Genomic DNA, 15,780 nt, shown 5'->3' on the forward strand with positions numbered 1-15,780 from the left:
CTTCTCCCTTCCCGGCTCAGCCGGTTTTTTTGAATATCATTTCGGTCGGGCGAATGCGCCCGGCCTTGAGGTTTTTGACGTAGTTTTGGAACTTTTCGGGCGCCGTTTCGCCCATCATCAGGTGGATACCCAGCGGTGCTGGTCCGGTCTCGGCTATCTTGGCAAACACGTCCTCGAAGAATTGGATCGCAAACGCGGTGCGGTCTGTTTCGGTGACCAATTCAAGACCAGCCTTCTTTGCGGCGTCCTTATAGACATCCGGCGCGTGAACAAAGGAGGTTTCTGGCAAAGTGGACCAGGGAAGCGGAAAAGCCAGCGGCTCATCCACCTCTCCGCCCATGACGTCGAACAGGGCAAAGGTTCCGCCCGTGGAGAGCGCCCGCGACACTTCCGCAAACAGCCCGGCCTTACTTTCGATGTTCATGCCCACATGCATCATGACCGCAAGGTCGAACCCCGCATCTGGCACAGGCATGTCCAGTGCACTGCCAACGTGAAAGCTGGCCTTTTCAGAATGACCGACCAGATCACTGAGCGCGGCGGCGGTTTCAACGAACTCTGGTGTCAGGTCGACCCCTGTTACCGTTGAATCATATTTGTCCACTATGTACCGGGATGTGCCTCCGATGCCGCATCCGACATCCAGAACACGTGTCGCATGGGTCGGCGAAAGCTGCGCAAACAGGTTGTCGGTTGCAAGAACGCCGCCTGTATGGAACTCATCCCCAGCCTTCAGATCAGCGACCGTGGCCGCATCCGGGTCGATGCCGCTGGCCTCCAGTGCCGCTCGGACGCGTTCGGTCAGTGCACCGGTGGTATAGTGTTGAGCAACAGCTTGTTCGATCTGGGACATGGGAATACCTCAGCAGCGAAAGGAATGGGGTGAATACCCCACCCTATCACGAAAAGAGCGTCGCGTGGATGTCCATCGCCGCGTCCCGACCTTCGGCAACAGCGGTTACGGTCAGGTCTTCGCCACCCGCAGCACAGTCACCACCAGCCCAGACACCAGCCAAGGAGGTTCGGCCAGCCCCGCTGACGGCTATCTTGTTGCCGTCCAGCGTCAGCCCGTCCGGTGTGCCTTCCAGCGTCTGCCCAATAGCCTTGAGCACTTGATCTGCTGGCAGGCGGATCATCTCTCCGGTTCCAGTGAGCTGACCGTTCTGGCTGGATGTATATTCCAACTCAATCTCGGCCGCTGCACCATTGCCGTGTACGGCCACTGGCTGAACATTTGTCAAAATCCGAACACCGTGCGACGCTGCCAGATCCTGCTCGTACCGGCTGGCCCCCATAGCGTCGCGGCCACGACGATAGGCAATGGTCACATGTTCCGCGCCCAGAAGCTTGGACTTCACAGCAGCATCCACCGCGGTCATGCCTCCGCCGATAACGACCACATTCCGCCCAACGGGCAGATTGGCGAGGTCACTGGCCTGCCGCACGTCCGAGATGAAATCGACCGCAGCCCGTACTCCGTCTTTATCGACACCGCCTGCACGCAGGGCGTTGACGCCAGCAAGACCAATGGACAGAAACACCGCGTCGTAGTTTTCGACCAGCCCATCCAATGAGATGCTTTCGCCCAAAACCGAACCGGTCTCGATTGCAATCCCGCCGATTTTCAGCAGCCAGTCCACCTCGGCCTGTGCAAAATCGTTGGTCGATTTGTAGGCCGCAATACCGTATTCATTCAGGCCGCCGGGTTTGGGCTTGCTTTCATGGATCACCACATCATGGCCCAGCATGGCCAGCCGGTGGGCGCATGCCAGACCCGCAGGCCCAGCCCCCACAACCGCAACTGTCTTACCGGTCGAAGGCGCACGTTCGAACGGATGCACACCCGAGGCCATGATTTCATCGGTGGCAAAACGTTGCAGGCGCCCGATTTCAACCGGTTTGCCTTCGGCGGCTTCGCGAACACAGGCCTCTTCGCACAGTGTTTCGGTTGGACAGACCCGAGCGCACATTCCGCCCAGAATGTTCTGTTCCAGGATCGTGCGCCCTGCTGATTGCGGTTGACCGGCTTGAATCTGGCGAATGAACAACGGGATATCGATATCCGTTGGACAGGCCGTAACGCATGGTGCGTCGTAGCAAAAATAACAGCGATCTGCGGCTACTGCGGCCTCATGCTGCGCAAGTGGCGGATGCAGATCGGTGAAATTTGAGGTCAGCTCATCGCTTGAAAGCCGCCCGGCTACGATACCGGGTGCCATCTGGCCCTGTGCCATCACTCTACTCCCTGTAGATATGTTTGTTATGCTCTCAGCTTGCCACAAATAAATTTTTTATCAATTGGTAAAATTTGCCAAATGATCAAAAAATGACAAGCCCAGTCAAAACACCTGCATTCTCAGGCGCTTCACCCGCGAACTGAACACAAAAAACGACGTATAACTGGGGCAGGTGTTCGGATTTGACAGAAATACACCCGCCTTCAGGCTGTGCGGGGATCAAAAAAACGGCCCACTGAGCATGGCACGTCGCCGATTTCTCCCTTCCATATGGACTGTGAAACCCTCGAGATGTCTGCAAAGACCACCTTGCGCGAAACCTTCCTCGGCCCGGTGAAGGGAATGACATAGATGATGAAAAATCAAACTATCGGCTTTTGACGCCCCACTCCGCTTGCTGTAACCCGGACCAAGGGTGCCGGTTCCGGCAGCTTTCAGAAATGGGCACAGATGCAGGCAAGTTCTCAGAATTTCAACATCGCGGTTGTCGGGCAAAACAACCGCCTGCAATACGAGGCCCTGTTGTTCGCGGCCTCGCTTCGCCATTGCTCACCTGAGTTCAAGGGCAGGTTGTTTGTCGCCACACCCAACCCGGGCCCGCGCTGGAAGCACGACCCCAGCATTCAGGACGAGGACGTTCTGAGGGCCCTGAACCAGTTGGATGTCGAAATCCTGCCATTCGACTCGCATGTTTTTGGTGAAAGCTACCCTTATGGCAACAAGATCGAGGCTTTGTTGGCCCTGCCGGAAGGTGAACCCTTTGTGTTATTCGATACGGACACGCTGATCACCGGTGACATCACAAGCGTTCCGTTCGATTTCGACCGCCCCGGAGCCTCATTGAAGGTCGAGGGCACGTGGCCAAAGCCGACGCTGTACGGCCCCGGCTTTGACGGTATCTGGCGGGCGCTTTATGCGCGCTTCGGGCTGGATTTCGAAAGCTCGGTGGATCCGGACCAACCCGATGGTTACTGGCGGCGCTACCTTTACTTCAACGCGGGTTACTTCTTTTACAAATGCCCCAGGATTTTCGGTGAACGGTACCTGGACTACGCAAGAACTATCCGGGATGAAAACATTCCCGAATTGACGGGCCAGAACCTTGACCCATGGCTGGATCAGGCGGCCCTGCCGCTGGTCATTCATTCTTTCGGCGGCGGGCGGGATGCTTTGCCTGACGGGCTTCTGGACGGTTCCGTCAGCTGCCACTATCGCCTGTTCCCTTTGCTTTATGCCCGCGAAAGCGATCACGTGATCGATGTGCTGGAAACCGTCGTGGCCCCCAACAAGGTCAAAAAAGTGCTCAAACAGTATGATCCGCTGAAAAAGCTGGTTCTTCAGGGGAAAGGCGCGAAAATCCGCGGCCTGTTTGATCAGGACAACCTGCCGCGACGGGAGCAAGCGCTGCGCAACGCGATCAAAAGCAAAGGCCTCTGGCTGCGCTGACAGGATCGTTGTGCGCAGGCGGGCAATGGCCTACAGATTCCGCAAGACAGATACCAACAGGAGATTTTCAAGATGTCTGACGGCCCGACCTACGGTTTCGACACATTGCAAATTCATGCGGGCGCCCGCCCCGACCCGGCGACCGGAGCGCGCCAGACACCGATTTATCAGACAACTGCCTATGTGTTCCGCGATGCGGACCACGCAGCGGCCTTGTTCAACCTGCAAGAGGTGGGCTTTATCTATTCCCGCCTGACCAACCCAACCGTCGCCGTTCTGCAGGAACGCGTGGCGACGCTTGAGGGCGGCGTCGGAGCGGTGTGCTGCTCGTCCGGGCATGCAGCACAGATCATGGCGCTGTTCCCGTTGATGGGACCGGGTTGCAACGTTGTCGCCTCGACCCGTCTGTATGGCGGCACGGTCACGCAGTTCAGCCAGACGATCAAACGATTTGGCTGGTCGGCAAAATTCGTGGACACCGATGATCTGGATGCCGTGAAAGCTGCCATCGACGAAAACACTCGCGCGGTGTTCTGCGAATCCATCGCCAACCCCGGCGGTTATGTGACTGATATCCGTGCGTTGGCAGACGTATCTGATGCTGCGGGCATCCCGCTGATCGTCGACAACACCTCAGCCACGCCGTACCTGTGCCGCCCGATTGAGCACGGTGCGACGCTGGTTGTGCATTCGACCACCAAGTACCTGACCGGCAACGGCACCGTCACTGGCGGGTGCATCGTGGATTCGGGCACGTTCGACTGGTCCGCGAATGACAAATTCCCGTCACTGAGCGAACCTGAACCAGCCTATCACGGCCTGAAGTTCCACGAGACCTTTGGCCCGCTGGCCTTCACGTTCCACGGTATTGCCATTGGCCTGCGCGATCTGGGTATGACAATGAACCCACAGGCAGCCCATTACACGCTGATGGGAATCGAAACACTGTCGCTGCGGATGGAGCGTCACGTTGAAAACGCCCAGAAAATCGCTGCGTGGCTGGAAGCGGATGACCGGGTGGAATACGTCACCTATGCGGGATTGCCGTCATCGCCTTACAAGGACCGGGTCAAGTCACAATATCCACGTGGCGCCGGTGCATTGTTCACCTTTGCGGTGAAGGGTGGCTATGACGCCTGTATCAAACTGGTCAACGCCCTTGAGATTTTCAGCCATGTGGCCAATCTGGGTGACGCACGCTCGCTGATCATTCACTCGGCCTCGACCACCCACCGACAACTGACGCCGGAACAGCAGGAGGCTGCCGGCGCAGGTCCGGGCGTGGTGCGTGTTTCCATCGGGATCGAGGACGTGAACGACCTGATCGCGGATCTTGATCAAGCTCTGGCTAAAGCCAGCGCCTGACGATGACCGGGCACGACACAAACGACCTTGGCCAGCCAATCGGTTTACCGGTTTCGGGTGAATTTCCGCGCCCGACACCGCCGTATACACCGATGGAAGGACAGTATTGTTCTGTCGTGCCACTTGATGTGAACAGACATGCGCCCGGACTGTTCCGGGCGTTTGCAAATGACAGGGATGGTCGTAACTGGACATACCTGCCCTATGGCCCGTTTGACAGTGAGCCGCAGTTTGAAGACTGGGTCCGTGCCAACTGCATGGATGCGGACCCGATGTTTCATACTGTATTGGATGCGGACGAGGTGCCGGTGGGCATGACATCTTATCTGAGGATCGAACCCGCAGCTGGCGCCATCGAAGTTGGGCATATCCACTTTTCCCCGCTGCTGCAGCGCAAGCCGCAATCGACAGAGGTCATGTACCTCATGATGAAGCGGATTTTCGACGAGCTTGGCTATCGCCGGTATGAGTGGAAATGTGATGCGCTGAATGCACCGTCACGCAGTGCCGCTGAACGGCTGGGATTTACTTTCGAAGGGGTGTTCCGGCAGGCGACCCATTACAAGGGCCGCAACAGGGACACGGCATGGTACGCGATCATCGACACTGAATGGCCGCGCATCCGCGATGCATTCGAATCCTGGCTGTCGCCCGACAATTTTGACAGCAAGGGCCAGCAGCGTAAACCGCTGCTGGCCCGCGCGAAAGTTTGATCTTATTCCGAAATCTCGAATTCCATCGAAACACTGACGGAAACCGAGACCTCTCCGCCTGCAACGGGAACACCACCCGCATCCGCCATGCTCATGGCGCGCATTTCGGCCATCGGGCGGATACCGGCCGTTTGTTCGGATATGGATTGAACCGGGCCGAACGTTACGCCCGCTGACTGCGCCAACTGTTGTGCCTTGGCAGTGGCTTCACCTACGGCTTTGGCGCGGGCTTGCGCCTCGATCGGTTTGGGATCCTGTACGCCAAAGCTCAAGCCCCCGAAATCATTGGCGCCGTCCTGAATGACCGCGTCCATGATTTTCCCTAATTGGGTCAGATCGCGCACGCGCACAAACACGCGGTTGGACGCTGTAAAGCCGGTGATTTCAGGCTTCTCCCCATTCTGTCCATGACGACCCGACCAAACGGGCGACAATGACAGGTCCCGTGTCTGGACGTCACGATCTTCGATACCCATCTCGGTCAGGCGCGCCAGGACTTTGGAAACGGCATCCGACGTTGCCTGCATCGCAGCCGAGGCTTCGGCGTTTTCGTTTGTTACGCCCAGCGTGATCGTCGCCATATCGGGCGCGACCTGCACGGTCCCGGTTGCATCAACGTTGATGCGACGTTCTTCCGCATGGGCTGCTCCAGCGGCCGTTGCCGCCATCATCGCGGCCAGAAAAGCGAATGTCTTCAAGGTTATCACTCCAAGTTGTTCTGTTCCAAGATGGGTTGGCAGGGCTTGGCTATACAAGAGGAGAGGTTGCCTTTTTCTTTCCCTCGGCGGGTTCCTGCTTTAATGTCGGTCTGCACACGCAAAGTCGTTTGCATTGACGTTGATAATTATGGTTCCTCCGGAATATGAAACCCGCCTTTGCGCTGTCTTTTTCTACGACCGGAATAACACTGTACCACCGTTCGGATGACGACTGGTTCGTCATCGGTACGATTCCGCTGGATGTTCCGGACTTGTCCGGACAGATGCAGGCATTGCGGGAAAAGGCGTTTGCGCTGGAAAATGATCTGAGCTGCAAGCTTGTGCTACCGGCGGATCAGGTTCGGTTTCTACAGCTATCGACCGATGGGTTGCCCCCAAAAGACCGGACGGAACGTATCAAGAATGCTCTGGTGGAAGCCACACCTTACGCCCTGTCAGAACTGAGTTATGACAGCCAGACCGAAGGTGATACGACCTATGTTTCTGCCGTCGCGGTTGAAACTCTGGCCGAAGCGCGAACCTTTGCCTCGGAACATGGTTTTGTGGTGGTGACGTTCACCGCCGAAGGTCACGAGGGCGCGTTCCCGCGCGAGGCGGTGTTCCGCGAAACCTCAGACAGTTCCGAGGGTTCACTCCTGGAAGACCAGCCTGCACTGGTAGAATCGGACGCTCCTGAACAGGCCAATACGTCCGGCCTGCCCACCCATCCTATTGCCGGCGCCACCGCGCCCGAGGCTTTCCGCGCGCCCCCGGAAACCACGGGTAAGAACGTTGTTGGGCCTGCGGGGGTAAACCGGTCTGCCATTCCTGTCTTTGCCGCTGTGCTGCTTGTTGGCGGACTTGTTGGCGCATGGCTGGCCATGGGGTTCGGCTCTGAACAGGATCAGGCGGAACAGAGCCCTGCGCCGGTCGAGGTTTCGACCCCAGAACCAACCCCAGGGCCCACGCCCGAGCCAGAGCCGGACACGGCCGCGCTGGAGGACCCGCAGGAAGTAGTTTCGGATCTTGCCACCGATGATCCTGAAGAGCCTCGAACCAACGTCTCAGAGGCGGAGACCGATGCGCAGCCGGATCTGACCGCTACAGACGCAGCTATTCTGGAAGCCCTCAAGGTTGCCCCTACCCCGGTGGAATCCGTCGCTCAGGACCCCGCGACGCAGAAGGATATACTGGCCGTTACGGGCGTCAACACAACCGCGCCTGCAGCACCGGAAATACCGGAGACCGTGGAACCGCAGGAGTTTTATCTGGCATCGCTTGACAACTCCGATCTGTTCACCGATGCGGTTGCCTTGCCTCCCGACCCCAGTTTTGACACTGACGCTCCTTTCAAACCCGACGTATCCCCAAACATTGCTGGCACACGATTTGATCTGGATGAGAACGGCTTGGTCGTGCCAACACCGGATGGCACCGTGAATCCGGATGGGGTCATTGTTTTTCTAGGGCGCCCCTCCAAGGTTCCCCCTGAAACTCCGGTTCGTTTCGAAGAAGAACCGCTGGTTGACGAAGCCGACGGCAGGTTGGCCGGAATTCGCCCCAAGCCACGCCCCTCCGATCTGGTTGAGAATTTTGAGCGCGGCCAGCTGGGTGGCCGGTCATTGGAAGAGCTGGCGAGCAAGCGGCCCAAAGAGCGCCCCGAAAGCCTTCAGGTTCAGCCGCAAGTTGACGAAGCACCAACCGCTTTGGCTGTCGTCAGAGTCCCGCGCCCCAAGTCCCGTCCAGCCGGATTGGCCCCTGCCAAAACACCCGCTTCAAGCAGTTCAAATCTGGGGTCTACGGCAGCATTGGATCAGACATCTGATGAAGCAGGGTCGTTCCAACCAAAGACCGTCGCACCCAAAATCCCCTCGACCGCGTCCGTCGCACGACAAGCCACGATCGACAACGCAATCAATCTGCGCAGGCTGAACCTGATCGGAGTCTACGGAACGCCAGCCAACAGACGCGCATTGGTGCGGCTTCCCAGCGGGCGTTACAAGAAGCTGAAAGTCGGAGACCGCATTGACGGCGGCAAGGTCATTGCGATCAGTGACAGTGAACTTCGGTATCAGAAAAAGGGTCGAAACGTGACGCTGGCGATGCCGCGCAGCTGAAACCGGCAACCGATCTTTTGACGCAACAACTGTCACATAAAAGCGCCGGAGGCAGATGAACAGCCCCCGGCGTGCCAGTGCGTTTCAATCAGGCTGCGGAAATCTCGCCGCTTTCGATCTGTTCGCGTTCGATGGATTCGAATAGCGCCTGGAAATTCCCCTCGCCGAAACCGTCGTCACCTTTGCGCTGAATGAACTCGAAGAAGATCGGACCGATGACAGTCTTCGAGAATATCTGTAGCAAGATCCGGGTCTCACCCCCATCAACGACACCTTCGCCATCGATCAGGATGCCGTGTTTCATCATCCGGTCCAGCGGCTCATCGTGGTCGGCCACGCGGGTCTTGGACATTTCGTAGTACGCCTTGTTCGGGCCCGGCATGAATTTCAGGCCGTTTTCCGCAATTGCATCGGTCGAGGCGTAAATGTCGTCACTGCCGACGGCGATATGCTGAATGCCTTCACCTTTGTATTTCTTAAGATAAGACACGATCTGACCCGTTTCACCGCGATCTTCGTTGATCGGAATACGGATGCGGCCACAGGGAGATGTCAGCGCGCGGCTGAAAAGCCCGGTGAACTTGCCCTGAATGTCAAAGAAGCGGATTTCGCGAAAGTTGAACAGGTCGCCGTAGAACTTGAACCACTTGTCCATGTTGCCCTTGTAGACGTTGTGCGTCAGGTGATCGAGATAGAAGAACCCCACACCCCGTGGTTTGGATTCTTTGATCCACTCGAATTCCTGATTGTAGGGCGACGTGTCGTAGTACTGATCAATGAAATAGATCAATGATCCGCCGATGCCCTTGATCGCAGGCACATTCATGGTCTTGTCGGCACCGTTGTAAGGTTCTGCACCCTTTGATACCGCATGGTCATATGCTTTCTGCGCGTCCACGACTCTCCAGCCCATAGAAGGAGCGCACGGGCCGTGTTCAGCCACGAACTTTTCCGCGAAACTGTCAGGGTCAGCGTTGAGAATATAGGTGACATCCCCTTGCTGCCACAGTTCGATGGCAGGTTTGTCTTTATGGCGGGCCACCAGGTCAAACCCCATCTTTGCGAACAGATCACGCAGCTCCTGCGGTTCAGGATGGGCAAACTCGACGAATTCAAACCCATCGGTACCGGCAGGGTTTTCTTCGCTGATAACAGATTTCGGTGCGTTGTGCGGGAAAGGACCCATGGCGCGTCTCCTTCGAGAACAGGAATTTCTTTGCTGATTCAAAAATACGACTTTTTTGGCGCTGTTTCTGCGCATTGTTTTCTTGTAGACTGCCGTTAGGCGCGCAATACGCGCATAAAAGTTATTAAAGTCAGGATTCTTCCGCACATGCTGGACGCGACCGACAAGCGATTGCTCTCCGCCCTGCAGAAGGACGCGCATCTGACCGCACACCAACTGGGCGAGATGTTGAACCTGTCGCCCAGTCAGGCAGGACGTCGCCGACAACGGCTTGAGGCCGAAGGGTACATCACCGGGTATGCCGCCCGGCTTGACCCGCTGAAACTGGGTCTTCACGTGCAAGGCTTTGTTCAGGTTCATCTGGGTACTCATGGCCCTGAACAATCCGCAAGCTTTGCCCGCATGGTCGATACCCGTCCCGAAATTACCAGCGCATGGACGATGACCGGAGAGGCAGATTACCTGCTGCATATCTACTGTGACGATCTTTCCGCCCTCAACAGCTTGCTACATTCGGTCATCCTGCCGCATCCTGCCGTTGCAAGAGTTCAGAGCCAGATCGTAATGGATCAACTGAAACGCGACGCGCCCCTGCCCACCTGAACGGGCCCTAGAGGACACAAATGGACGTTTTCCTATACCAGGCTTCGATCTATCTGGCAGCGGCAGTCATCGCCGTTCCCCTGTCTGCGAGGCTAGGCTTGGGATCGGTTCTGGGATACCTGGCCGCCGGGATCATCATTGGCCCTGTTCTCGGGCTTGTCGGTGCGGAAACGGAAAACCTTCAGCACGTTGCCGAATTCGGCGTGGTGATGATGCTGTTCCTGATTGGCCTTGAACTGGAGCCGCGCGCGCTTTGGGATATGCGTGACAAGTTGCTGGGGTTGGGCGGGTTGCAGGTTGCGTTGTCAACGGCTGCGATCGCTGCCGTGGCAATCTATGCGAACCACCCGTGGTCGGTTGCTCTGGCCGTCGGGCTGACCTTGTCGCTGTCCTCTACAGCAATCGTTCTTCAGACCCTGTCGGAAAAGGGTCTGATGCAGACAAATGGCGGTCGAGCTACATTTTCGGTACTGCTGACACAGGACATTGCGGTCATTCCGATCTTGGCCTTGCTGCCACTTCTGGCCTTGCCGGCCATGCCTCATATCGAATCGGATGGTTCGATCGACCGCGGGGCCGGTGATCTTCACGGCGCGGACCATCACAGCCTTTCTCTGGTCGAAGGTTTGCCGGGTTGGGCCGTCACGCTGGTCACGATCGGCGCAGTTGTGTTTGTCATTCTGGCCGGTGTCTACCTGACCCGCCCGCTGTTTCGCTTCATCCACGCGACCCGCCTGCGCGAGATGTATACCGCTCTGGCGCTAATGATCGTGGTCGGGATTTCCTTCCTGATGACCCTCGTCGGCCTTTCCCCTGCCCTTGGCGCTTTTCTGGCGGGCGTGGTTCTGGCCAGTTCCGAGTTCAGGCACGAAATGGAAAGCGACCTTGAGCCATTCAAAGGGCTATTGCTCGGGCTTTTCTTTATAACGGTCGGTGCCGGTATTGATGTTGCGTATTTCTTCGATGACCCCCTTGACCTGATCGGTCTGGCGCTTCTTTTGATCCTTGCAAAAGGGATCATCCTGTATCTCGTTGGCAAGGCGTTCAAGCTGCATGCGCGCGATCACTGGCTGTTCACGTTGGGGCTGGCGCAAGCCGGTGAGTTTGGCTTTGTCCTGCTGGCATTTTCAACGCAACAGAATGTCATACCCCCCGACCTGTCCCAAAAACTGCTGATGATCATCGCTCTGACGATGCTGATCACACCGCTTCTGTTTATCATCTACGATCTTCTGTCTCGAAAGATCGGCGACACCTCCAAAGAACCTGTACCGGATGAGATTGATGAAAAAGGCCCCGTCATCATTGCCGGGATTGGCCGGTTCGGACAGATTGTAAACCGGCTGGTGCGGGCCAGCGGTTTCAAGACGGTTGTACTGGACCACAACATCGAAACAATTCAGCTGATGCGCCGTTTCGGAGTCAAAGGCTTTCTGGGCGATCCCACTCGCCCCGAGTTGCTGCGCGCTGCGGGGTTGGAAAAAGCGTCGGTTCTTGTGGCTGCTATGGATGACCACAAGCAAGTCACACGGCTCGTCAGTTTTGCCAGACGGCAGCGCCCTGACTTGCACATCATCGCCCGCGCCCGAGATCGTACCCATGTGTATGAGCTTTATCAGGCTGGTGCCAATGACATCGTGCGGGAACTGTTCGACAGCTCGCTGCGCGCAGGCCGCTATGTTCTGGAGAATATCGGGTTGAGTGAATACGAAGCCGCGCAGGCGGAGCAGACCTTTTACCACCATGACCGGATGTCAGTTCGCGATCTGGCCGAGCTTTGGGTCCCGGGTTTGCCAACAGCGGAAAACAAGAAGTACATCGAGCGCGCGCAGCAACTGGAAAAAGATCTGGAAACCGCGCTGCTGGAACTGGCTGAAAAGCACGCCAAGAAATCCGCCTGACCCAGGTCTGTGCCCGGGTCACGCAAGTACTCAGCCGTCAGATACCCCTGCCTCGGCAAAGGTCGCCATACCGGAATGGCAGGCCACGGCGCTTTTGAGAATGTTGATCGCCAGAGCCCCGCCCGACCCTTCACCCAGCCGGAGACCAAGGCTCAACAGCGGTTCCTTGCCCAGCTTCGCCAACACGGCGCCATGCGCAGCCTCGGCGCTTTGGTGGCCTGCCACGGCGTGATCCAGCGCGGTATCCGACAGTCTCCACAGGCAGGCAGCGGCGGCCGAGCAGATGAACCCATCAAGGATCACAGGAATGCGCAATACTCGCGCCGCGGCAATCGCCCCGGCCATCGCTGCGATCTCACGCCCTCCGAGGCAGCGCAGGATTTCCAGGCCATCCTCTGACCTGTGCAACGCTACACCTTCGGCCACAACACGGGTCTTGTTGGTCAGACCTGCATCATCGACGCCCGTCCCGCGACCCGTCCAATCAGACGCGTCACCACCGAACAGCGCGCAGGCAATGGCGGCAGCCGGGGTGGTGTTGCCAATGCCCATCTCGCCCACGACCAACAGGTCAGCCTGCTGATCCACGGCTTGCCAGCCGGTACGCAGCGCGTCCAGCAATTCGGCTTCCGCCATGGCCGGTGCCTGGGTGAAATCTGCGGTCGGGTTGTCCAGAGCCAGTGCGTGTACATCCATCGCCGCACCCGCCGCCCGGGCCAGTTGGTTGATCGCCGCACCGCCATGTTCGAAGTTCATCACCATTTGCACGGTCACTTCCGACGGAAAAGCCGAGACCCCTTGTGCAGTGACTCCGTGGTTTCCTGCAAAGACAATGACCTGTGGCGCCGTTATCTGTGGCCGGGCATCTCCTCGCCATCCTGCGTACCAGATAGCCAAATCTTCAAGTCGCCCCAGCGCACCGGGGGGTTTCGTCAGTTGTCCGTTTCGCTCTGCCGCGCCCTGCGCCGCGGTGGCATCCGGCCCCGGAGCAGCTACGAGCGTAGCGCGGAACGCGTTCAAATCATTCAGTTCAGGCAACATGAAAGCCTCATTGCATCAGAGTGGTCCTGTGTGTTTAACCGAAGCATTGAATCCAACAAGACCCGGAAAGGCACGGGCGTGCAAAAAAACGACACCAAACCCTTTTCCCTGTGGGATATTCCGCTGGCGCTGGTGCTGCTGACCCGCCTGCCCCTGCCCCGTTTGCCTGAACCTGTGTTCAGACGGCAGGCACAGGCGGCATGGGCCTTCCCCGTCGCCGGGCTGGTAGTCGGAGGGATTGCCTGTATGGTTGGATGGCTGGCAATGGTCTTTCATCTGTCCCCGTTGGTTGCTGCGACCTTGTTGGTTGCGACATTGATCATGATGACGGGTGCAATGCACGAGGACGGTCTGGCAGATACGTTCGACGGCCTCTGGGGCGGATTCACCCCCGAACGCCGACTTGAAATCATGAAAGACAGCCAGACCGGAACCTATGGTGTTCTTGCTTTGGTTATCTCTCAGCTTGCTCGGGTTTTGGCAGTTGCCGCGATTTTGGCAAGCGGATCGATTTGGACGATTCTGGCGGCTTGCGCGTGTTCACGCGCCCTGATGCCGGTTTTGATGGCATCCCTGCCGAACGCCAGAAAATCCGGGCTGAGCCATTCGGTGGGAACCCCCAGCACGATTTCAGTCAGCATGTCCCTGGGCCTGGCCGTTCTAATCGCCGTTTTCCTGTGCGGGGGTATGGCGATCACCGCCATCTTCTCTGCTGCCTTGGTTGCAGCCATCTTGGCGTTGATAGCGCGCAAGAAAATCGGCGGCCAGACCGGGGACATACTTGGGGCATCGCAACAACTGGCAGAGATCGCGTTTCTGCTTGCCATCAGCGCCCGGATTTAGGACGCGCCGCCAGTTTCGATCCGCAGTGTTCCACCACAATGCTTGCAATGCACGGCATCCGGATCATGCCGATACAACCCGCAGCTTGGGCATTTGTGACGTACTTTCTGCGGCATAAAGATCGCCTGCGCCAAACGGACAAACAACGCGACACCCACGACCATGATGAAAACCGAGAACAGCTTCCCCCAGGGGGTGCTCAGCGTGATGTCACCGAAACCAGTTGTGGTCAGGGTGGCCATGGTGAAATACAGCGCGTCTATGTAAGGCGTCTGTGCGTCTTCCGGAATAAAGAACACCAAAACCGCCGTAGAGGTGGCAAAGACAAAAACCATCAGATTGATCGCTGCAATCACCGCGTCTTCATGGGTGCGAAAAAAGCTGCTGTCGCGTCGCAAGTCCCTGAGCAGATGGTATGAGTGGATCAGGCGCAAGGCACGCAGAATCCTCAGGAAAGCCAGGTTCCCCGTCAGGAACGGATCCAGAACCAACGACATGATAACGACAATATCCGCCAGCGTATAAATCTGGCGCAGCAGCTTCCAGCGGTCTTTTGAAATCCAAAGCCGCGCAGAGAAGTCCAACAAAATCAAAAAACCGATCAACTGGCTTGCAAGGACCAAGCCGGGACCGTGAGGGACATGTGCCGTCGCGACAAAGAAAACGATTGTCGTAACATCGAACAGGATCAGCGCGTACCGAAACCAGACCGAAATCGGGTCATGTCCGATATACAGATATCTAACTGTCTGCTTCATGTCCGCCCTGTAGCTTGCTGCATCTACAGTGAAATTAGCGGCACTTGGGCAATTCACCAAGTCACGAAAAAGGCCACCCCAAACTTGGAGCGGCCCCGTTTTTTCATAGAGTTCGCTATCAGGCAGCGCGTGAGGTCAGAACTTCGTCTACCTGTTTGGCGGCGGATACTTCGCCTGCACCAGAAACGGCCGCGACCTCGCGGGTCAGACGCTCCAAGGCCGCTTCGTATAGCTGACGCTCGGAATAGCTCTGCTCGCGCTGATCGTCCGTGCGATGCAGATCGCGGACCACCTCCGCAATCGAAATCAGGTCGCCAGAGTTGATTTTCTGCTCATATTCCTGCGCACGCCGGGACCACATGGCGCGCTTAACCTTCGCCTTGCCTTTCAGCGTTTTCATCGCCTGGCTGATCACATCGGGTGAGCTGAGCGACCGCAGGCCGGATTCGGTAGCCTTGTTCGTCGGCACACGCAACGTCATCTTGTCTTTCTCAAATGAGATGACGAACAGCTCCAGAGAGAACCCCGCGACATCCTGTTCTTCGATCGAGATGATCTGGCCTACGCCATGTGCGGGGTAGACAACATAGTCGTTCGGGCGGAACTCGAGCTTTTTCGACTTTGTCATTCAGTTTTTTCCTTGCTTACGGACGGGACACAGACAACAAAAACACCACATGCGGGGACTGTTTCAGCCCCGACAGGCGGCGATATTGTCAAAAATTCAGAACTCCAAAGTGAGCATACTTGTGGAGCGCATCCCAATCTCGGTCATCATACAGGTAAAGAGTATATCACAAAAACACGACACCCGAAAGTTTACCCCACGGGAATTTTTCATATTTATCCTGTTTTCAACTGGTTATGCTGCA

At 57.3% G+C, this 15,780-nt stretch carries 14 protein-coding genes; 7 read left to right on the forward strand and 7 right to left on the reverse strand.

What is annotated here, in order from left to right; all coding sequences use genetic code 11:
* Window positions 1–16: 16 nt before the first annotated feature.
* Window positions 17–853 carry a methyltransferase domain-containing protein gene (locus tag AC2FEB_RS04200; RefSeq protein WP_496671733.1) on the reverse strand — a complete coding sequence of 279 codons (837 nt, stop codon included), beginning with the start codon at window positions 851–853 and terminating at the stop codon, window positions 17–19.
* Between the two features lie 46 nt (window positions 854–899).
* Window positions 900–2,234, reverse strand: coding sequence for an NAD(P)-dependent oxidoreductase (locus AC2FEB_RS04205; RefSeq protein ID WP_496671730.1), 1,335 nt, complete (start codon window positions 2,232–2,234; stop codon window positions 900–902).
* 453 nt (window positions 2,235–2,687) lie between these two features.
* Here AC2FEB_RS04205 and AC2FEB_RS04210 point away from each other — a divergent pair, with 453 nt between their 5' ends.
* The 3 genes from AC2FEB_RS04210 (at window position 2,688) to AC2FEB_RS04220 (ending at window position 5,761) form a co-directional block, all read left to right on the forward strand.
* Window positions 2,688–3,683, forward strand: coding sequence for a GT-B fold glycosyltransferase domain-containing protein (locus AC2FEB_RS04210; RefSeq protein WP_496671727.1), 996 nt, complete (start codon window positions 2,688–2,690; stop codon window positions 3,681–3,683).
* Between the two features lie 72 nt (window positions 3,684–3,755).
* Window positions 3,756–5,048, forward strand: coding sequence for an O-acetylhomoserine aminocarboxypropyltransferase/cysteine synthase family protein (locus AC2FEB_RS04215; RefSeq protein WP_299896258.1), 1,293 nt, complete (start codon window positions 3,756–3,758; stop codon window positions 5,046–5,048).
* A gap of 2 nt (window positions 5,049–5,050) precedes the next feature.
* Window positions 5,051–5,761 (forward strand): GNAT family N-acetyltransferase, encoded by a 711-nt coding sequence (locus AC2FEB_RS04220; RefSeq protein WP_496671723.1) that lies wholly within the window; start codon window positions 5,051–5,053, stop codon window positions 5,759–5,761.
* Window positions 5,762–5,763: 2 nt separating this feature from the next.
* On the opposite strand, the gene AC2FEB_RS04225 is transcribed toward AC2FEB_RS04220, so the two are convergent.
* Window positions 5,764–6,459, reverse strand: coding sequence for an SIMPL domain-containing protein (locus tag AC2FEB_RS04225; RefSeq protein WP_496883851.1), 696 nt, complete (start codon window positions 6,457–6,459; stop codon window positions 5,764–5,766).
* A gap of 164 nt (window positions 6,460–6,623) precedes the next feature.
* On the opposite strand from AC2FEB_RS04225, the gene AC2FEB_RS04230 reads away from it, so the two are divergent.
* Window positions 6,624–8,576 carry a hypothetical protein gene (locus AC2FEB_RS04230; protein ID WP_496671717.1) on the forward strand — a complete coding sequence of 651 codons (1,953 nt, stop codon included), beginning with the start codon at window positions 6,624–6,626 and terminating at the stop codon, window positions 8,574–8,576.
* Between the two features lie 88 nt (window positions 8,577–8,664).
* On the opposite strand, the gene hppD is transcribed toward AC2FEB_RS04230, so the two are convergent.
* Complete coding sequence (gene hppD, locus AC2FEB_RS04235; protein WP_117869277.1) at window positions 8,665–9,762, reverse strand: 4-hydroxyphenylpyruvate dioxygenase; 1,098 nt, start codon at window positions 9,760–9,762, stop codon at window positions 8,665–8,667.
* Window positions 9,763–9,909: 147 nt separating this feature from the next.
* On the opposite strand from hppD, the gene AC2FEB_RS04240 reads away from it, so the two are divergent.
* On the forward strand, window positions 9,910–10,365 hold the full coding sequence (locus AC2FEB_RS04240; RefSeq protein WP_117869278.1) for an Lrp/AsnC family transcriptional regulator: 456 nt from the start codon (window positions 9,910–9,912) through the stop codon (window positions 10,363–10,365).
* Between the two features lie 20 nt (window positions 10,366–10,385).
* A complete protein-coding gene (locus AC2FEB_RS04245) occupies window positions 10,386–12,266 on the forward strand; it encodes a monovalent cation:proton antiporter-2 (CPA2) family protein (RefSeq protein ID WP_117869279.1) in 1,881 nt (626 codons plus the stop codon).
* Window positions 12,267–12,296: 30 nt separating this feature from the next.
* On the opposite strand, the gene cobT is transcribed toward AC2FEB_RS04245, so the two are convergent.
* Complete coding sequence (gene cobT, locus AC2FEB_RS04250) at window positions 12,297–13,307, reverse strand: nicotinate-nucleotide--dimethylbenzimidazole phosphoribosyltransferase (protein ID WP_496671709.1); 1,011 nt, start codon at window positions 13,305–13,307, stop codon at window positions 12,297–12,299.
* Window positions 13,308–13,385: 78 nt separating this feature from the next.
* On the opposite strand from cobT, the gene cobS reads away from it, so the two are divergent.
* Complete coding sequence (cobS, locus tag AC2FEB_RS04255; protein WP_496671706.1) at window positions 13,386–14,150, forward strand: adenosylcobinamide-GDP ribazoletransferase; 765 nt, start codon at window positions 13,386–13,388, stop codon at window positions 14,148–14,150.
* Here the strand turns inward: cobS and AC2FEB_RS04260 are convergent.
* On the reverse strand, window positions 14,147–14,908 hold the full coding sequence (locus AC2FEB_RS04260) for an ion channel (RefSeq protein WP_117869281.1): 762 nt from the start codon (window positions 14,906–14,908) through the stop codon (window positions 14,147–14,149). The genes cobS and AC2FEB_RS04260 overlap by 4 nt on opposite strands.
* A 118-nt stretch (window positions 14,909–15,026) precedes the next feature.
* Window positions 15,027–15,536: a CarD family transcriptional regulator gene (locus AC2FEB_RS04265; RefSeq protein WP_117869282.1), complete on the reverse strand. Its 510-nt coding sequence runs from the start codon at window positions 15,534–15,536 to the stop codon at window positions 15,027–15,029.
* Between the last annotated feature and the right edge of the window lie 244 nt (window positions 15,537–15,780).

Source organism: Ruegeria sp. YTSC106 (assembly GCF_059609765.1).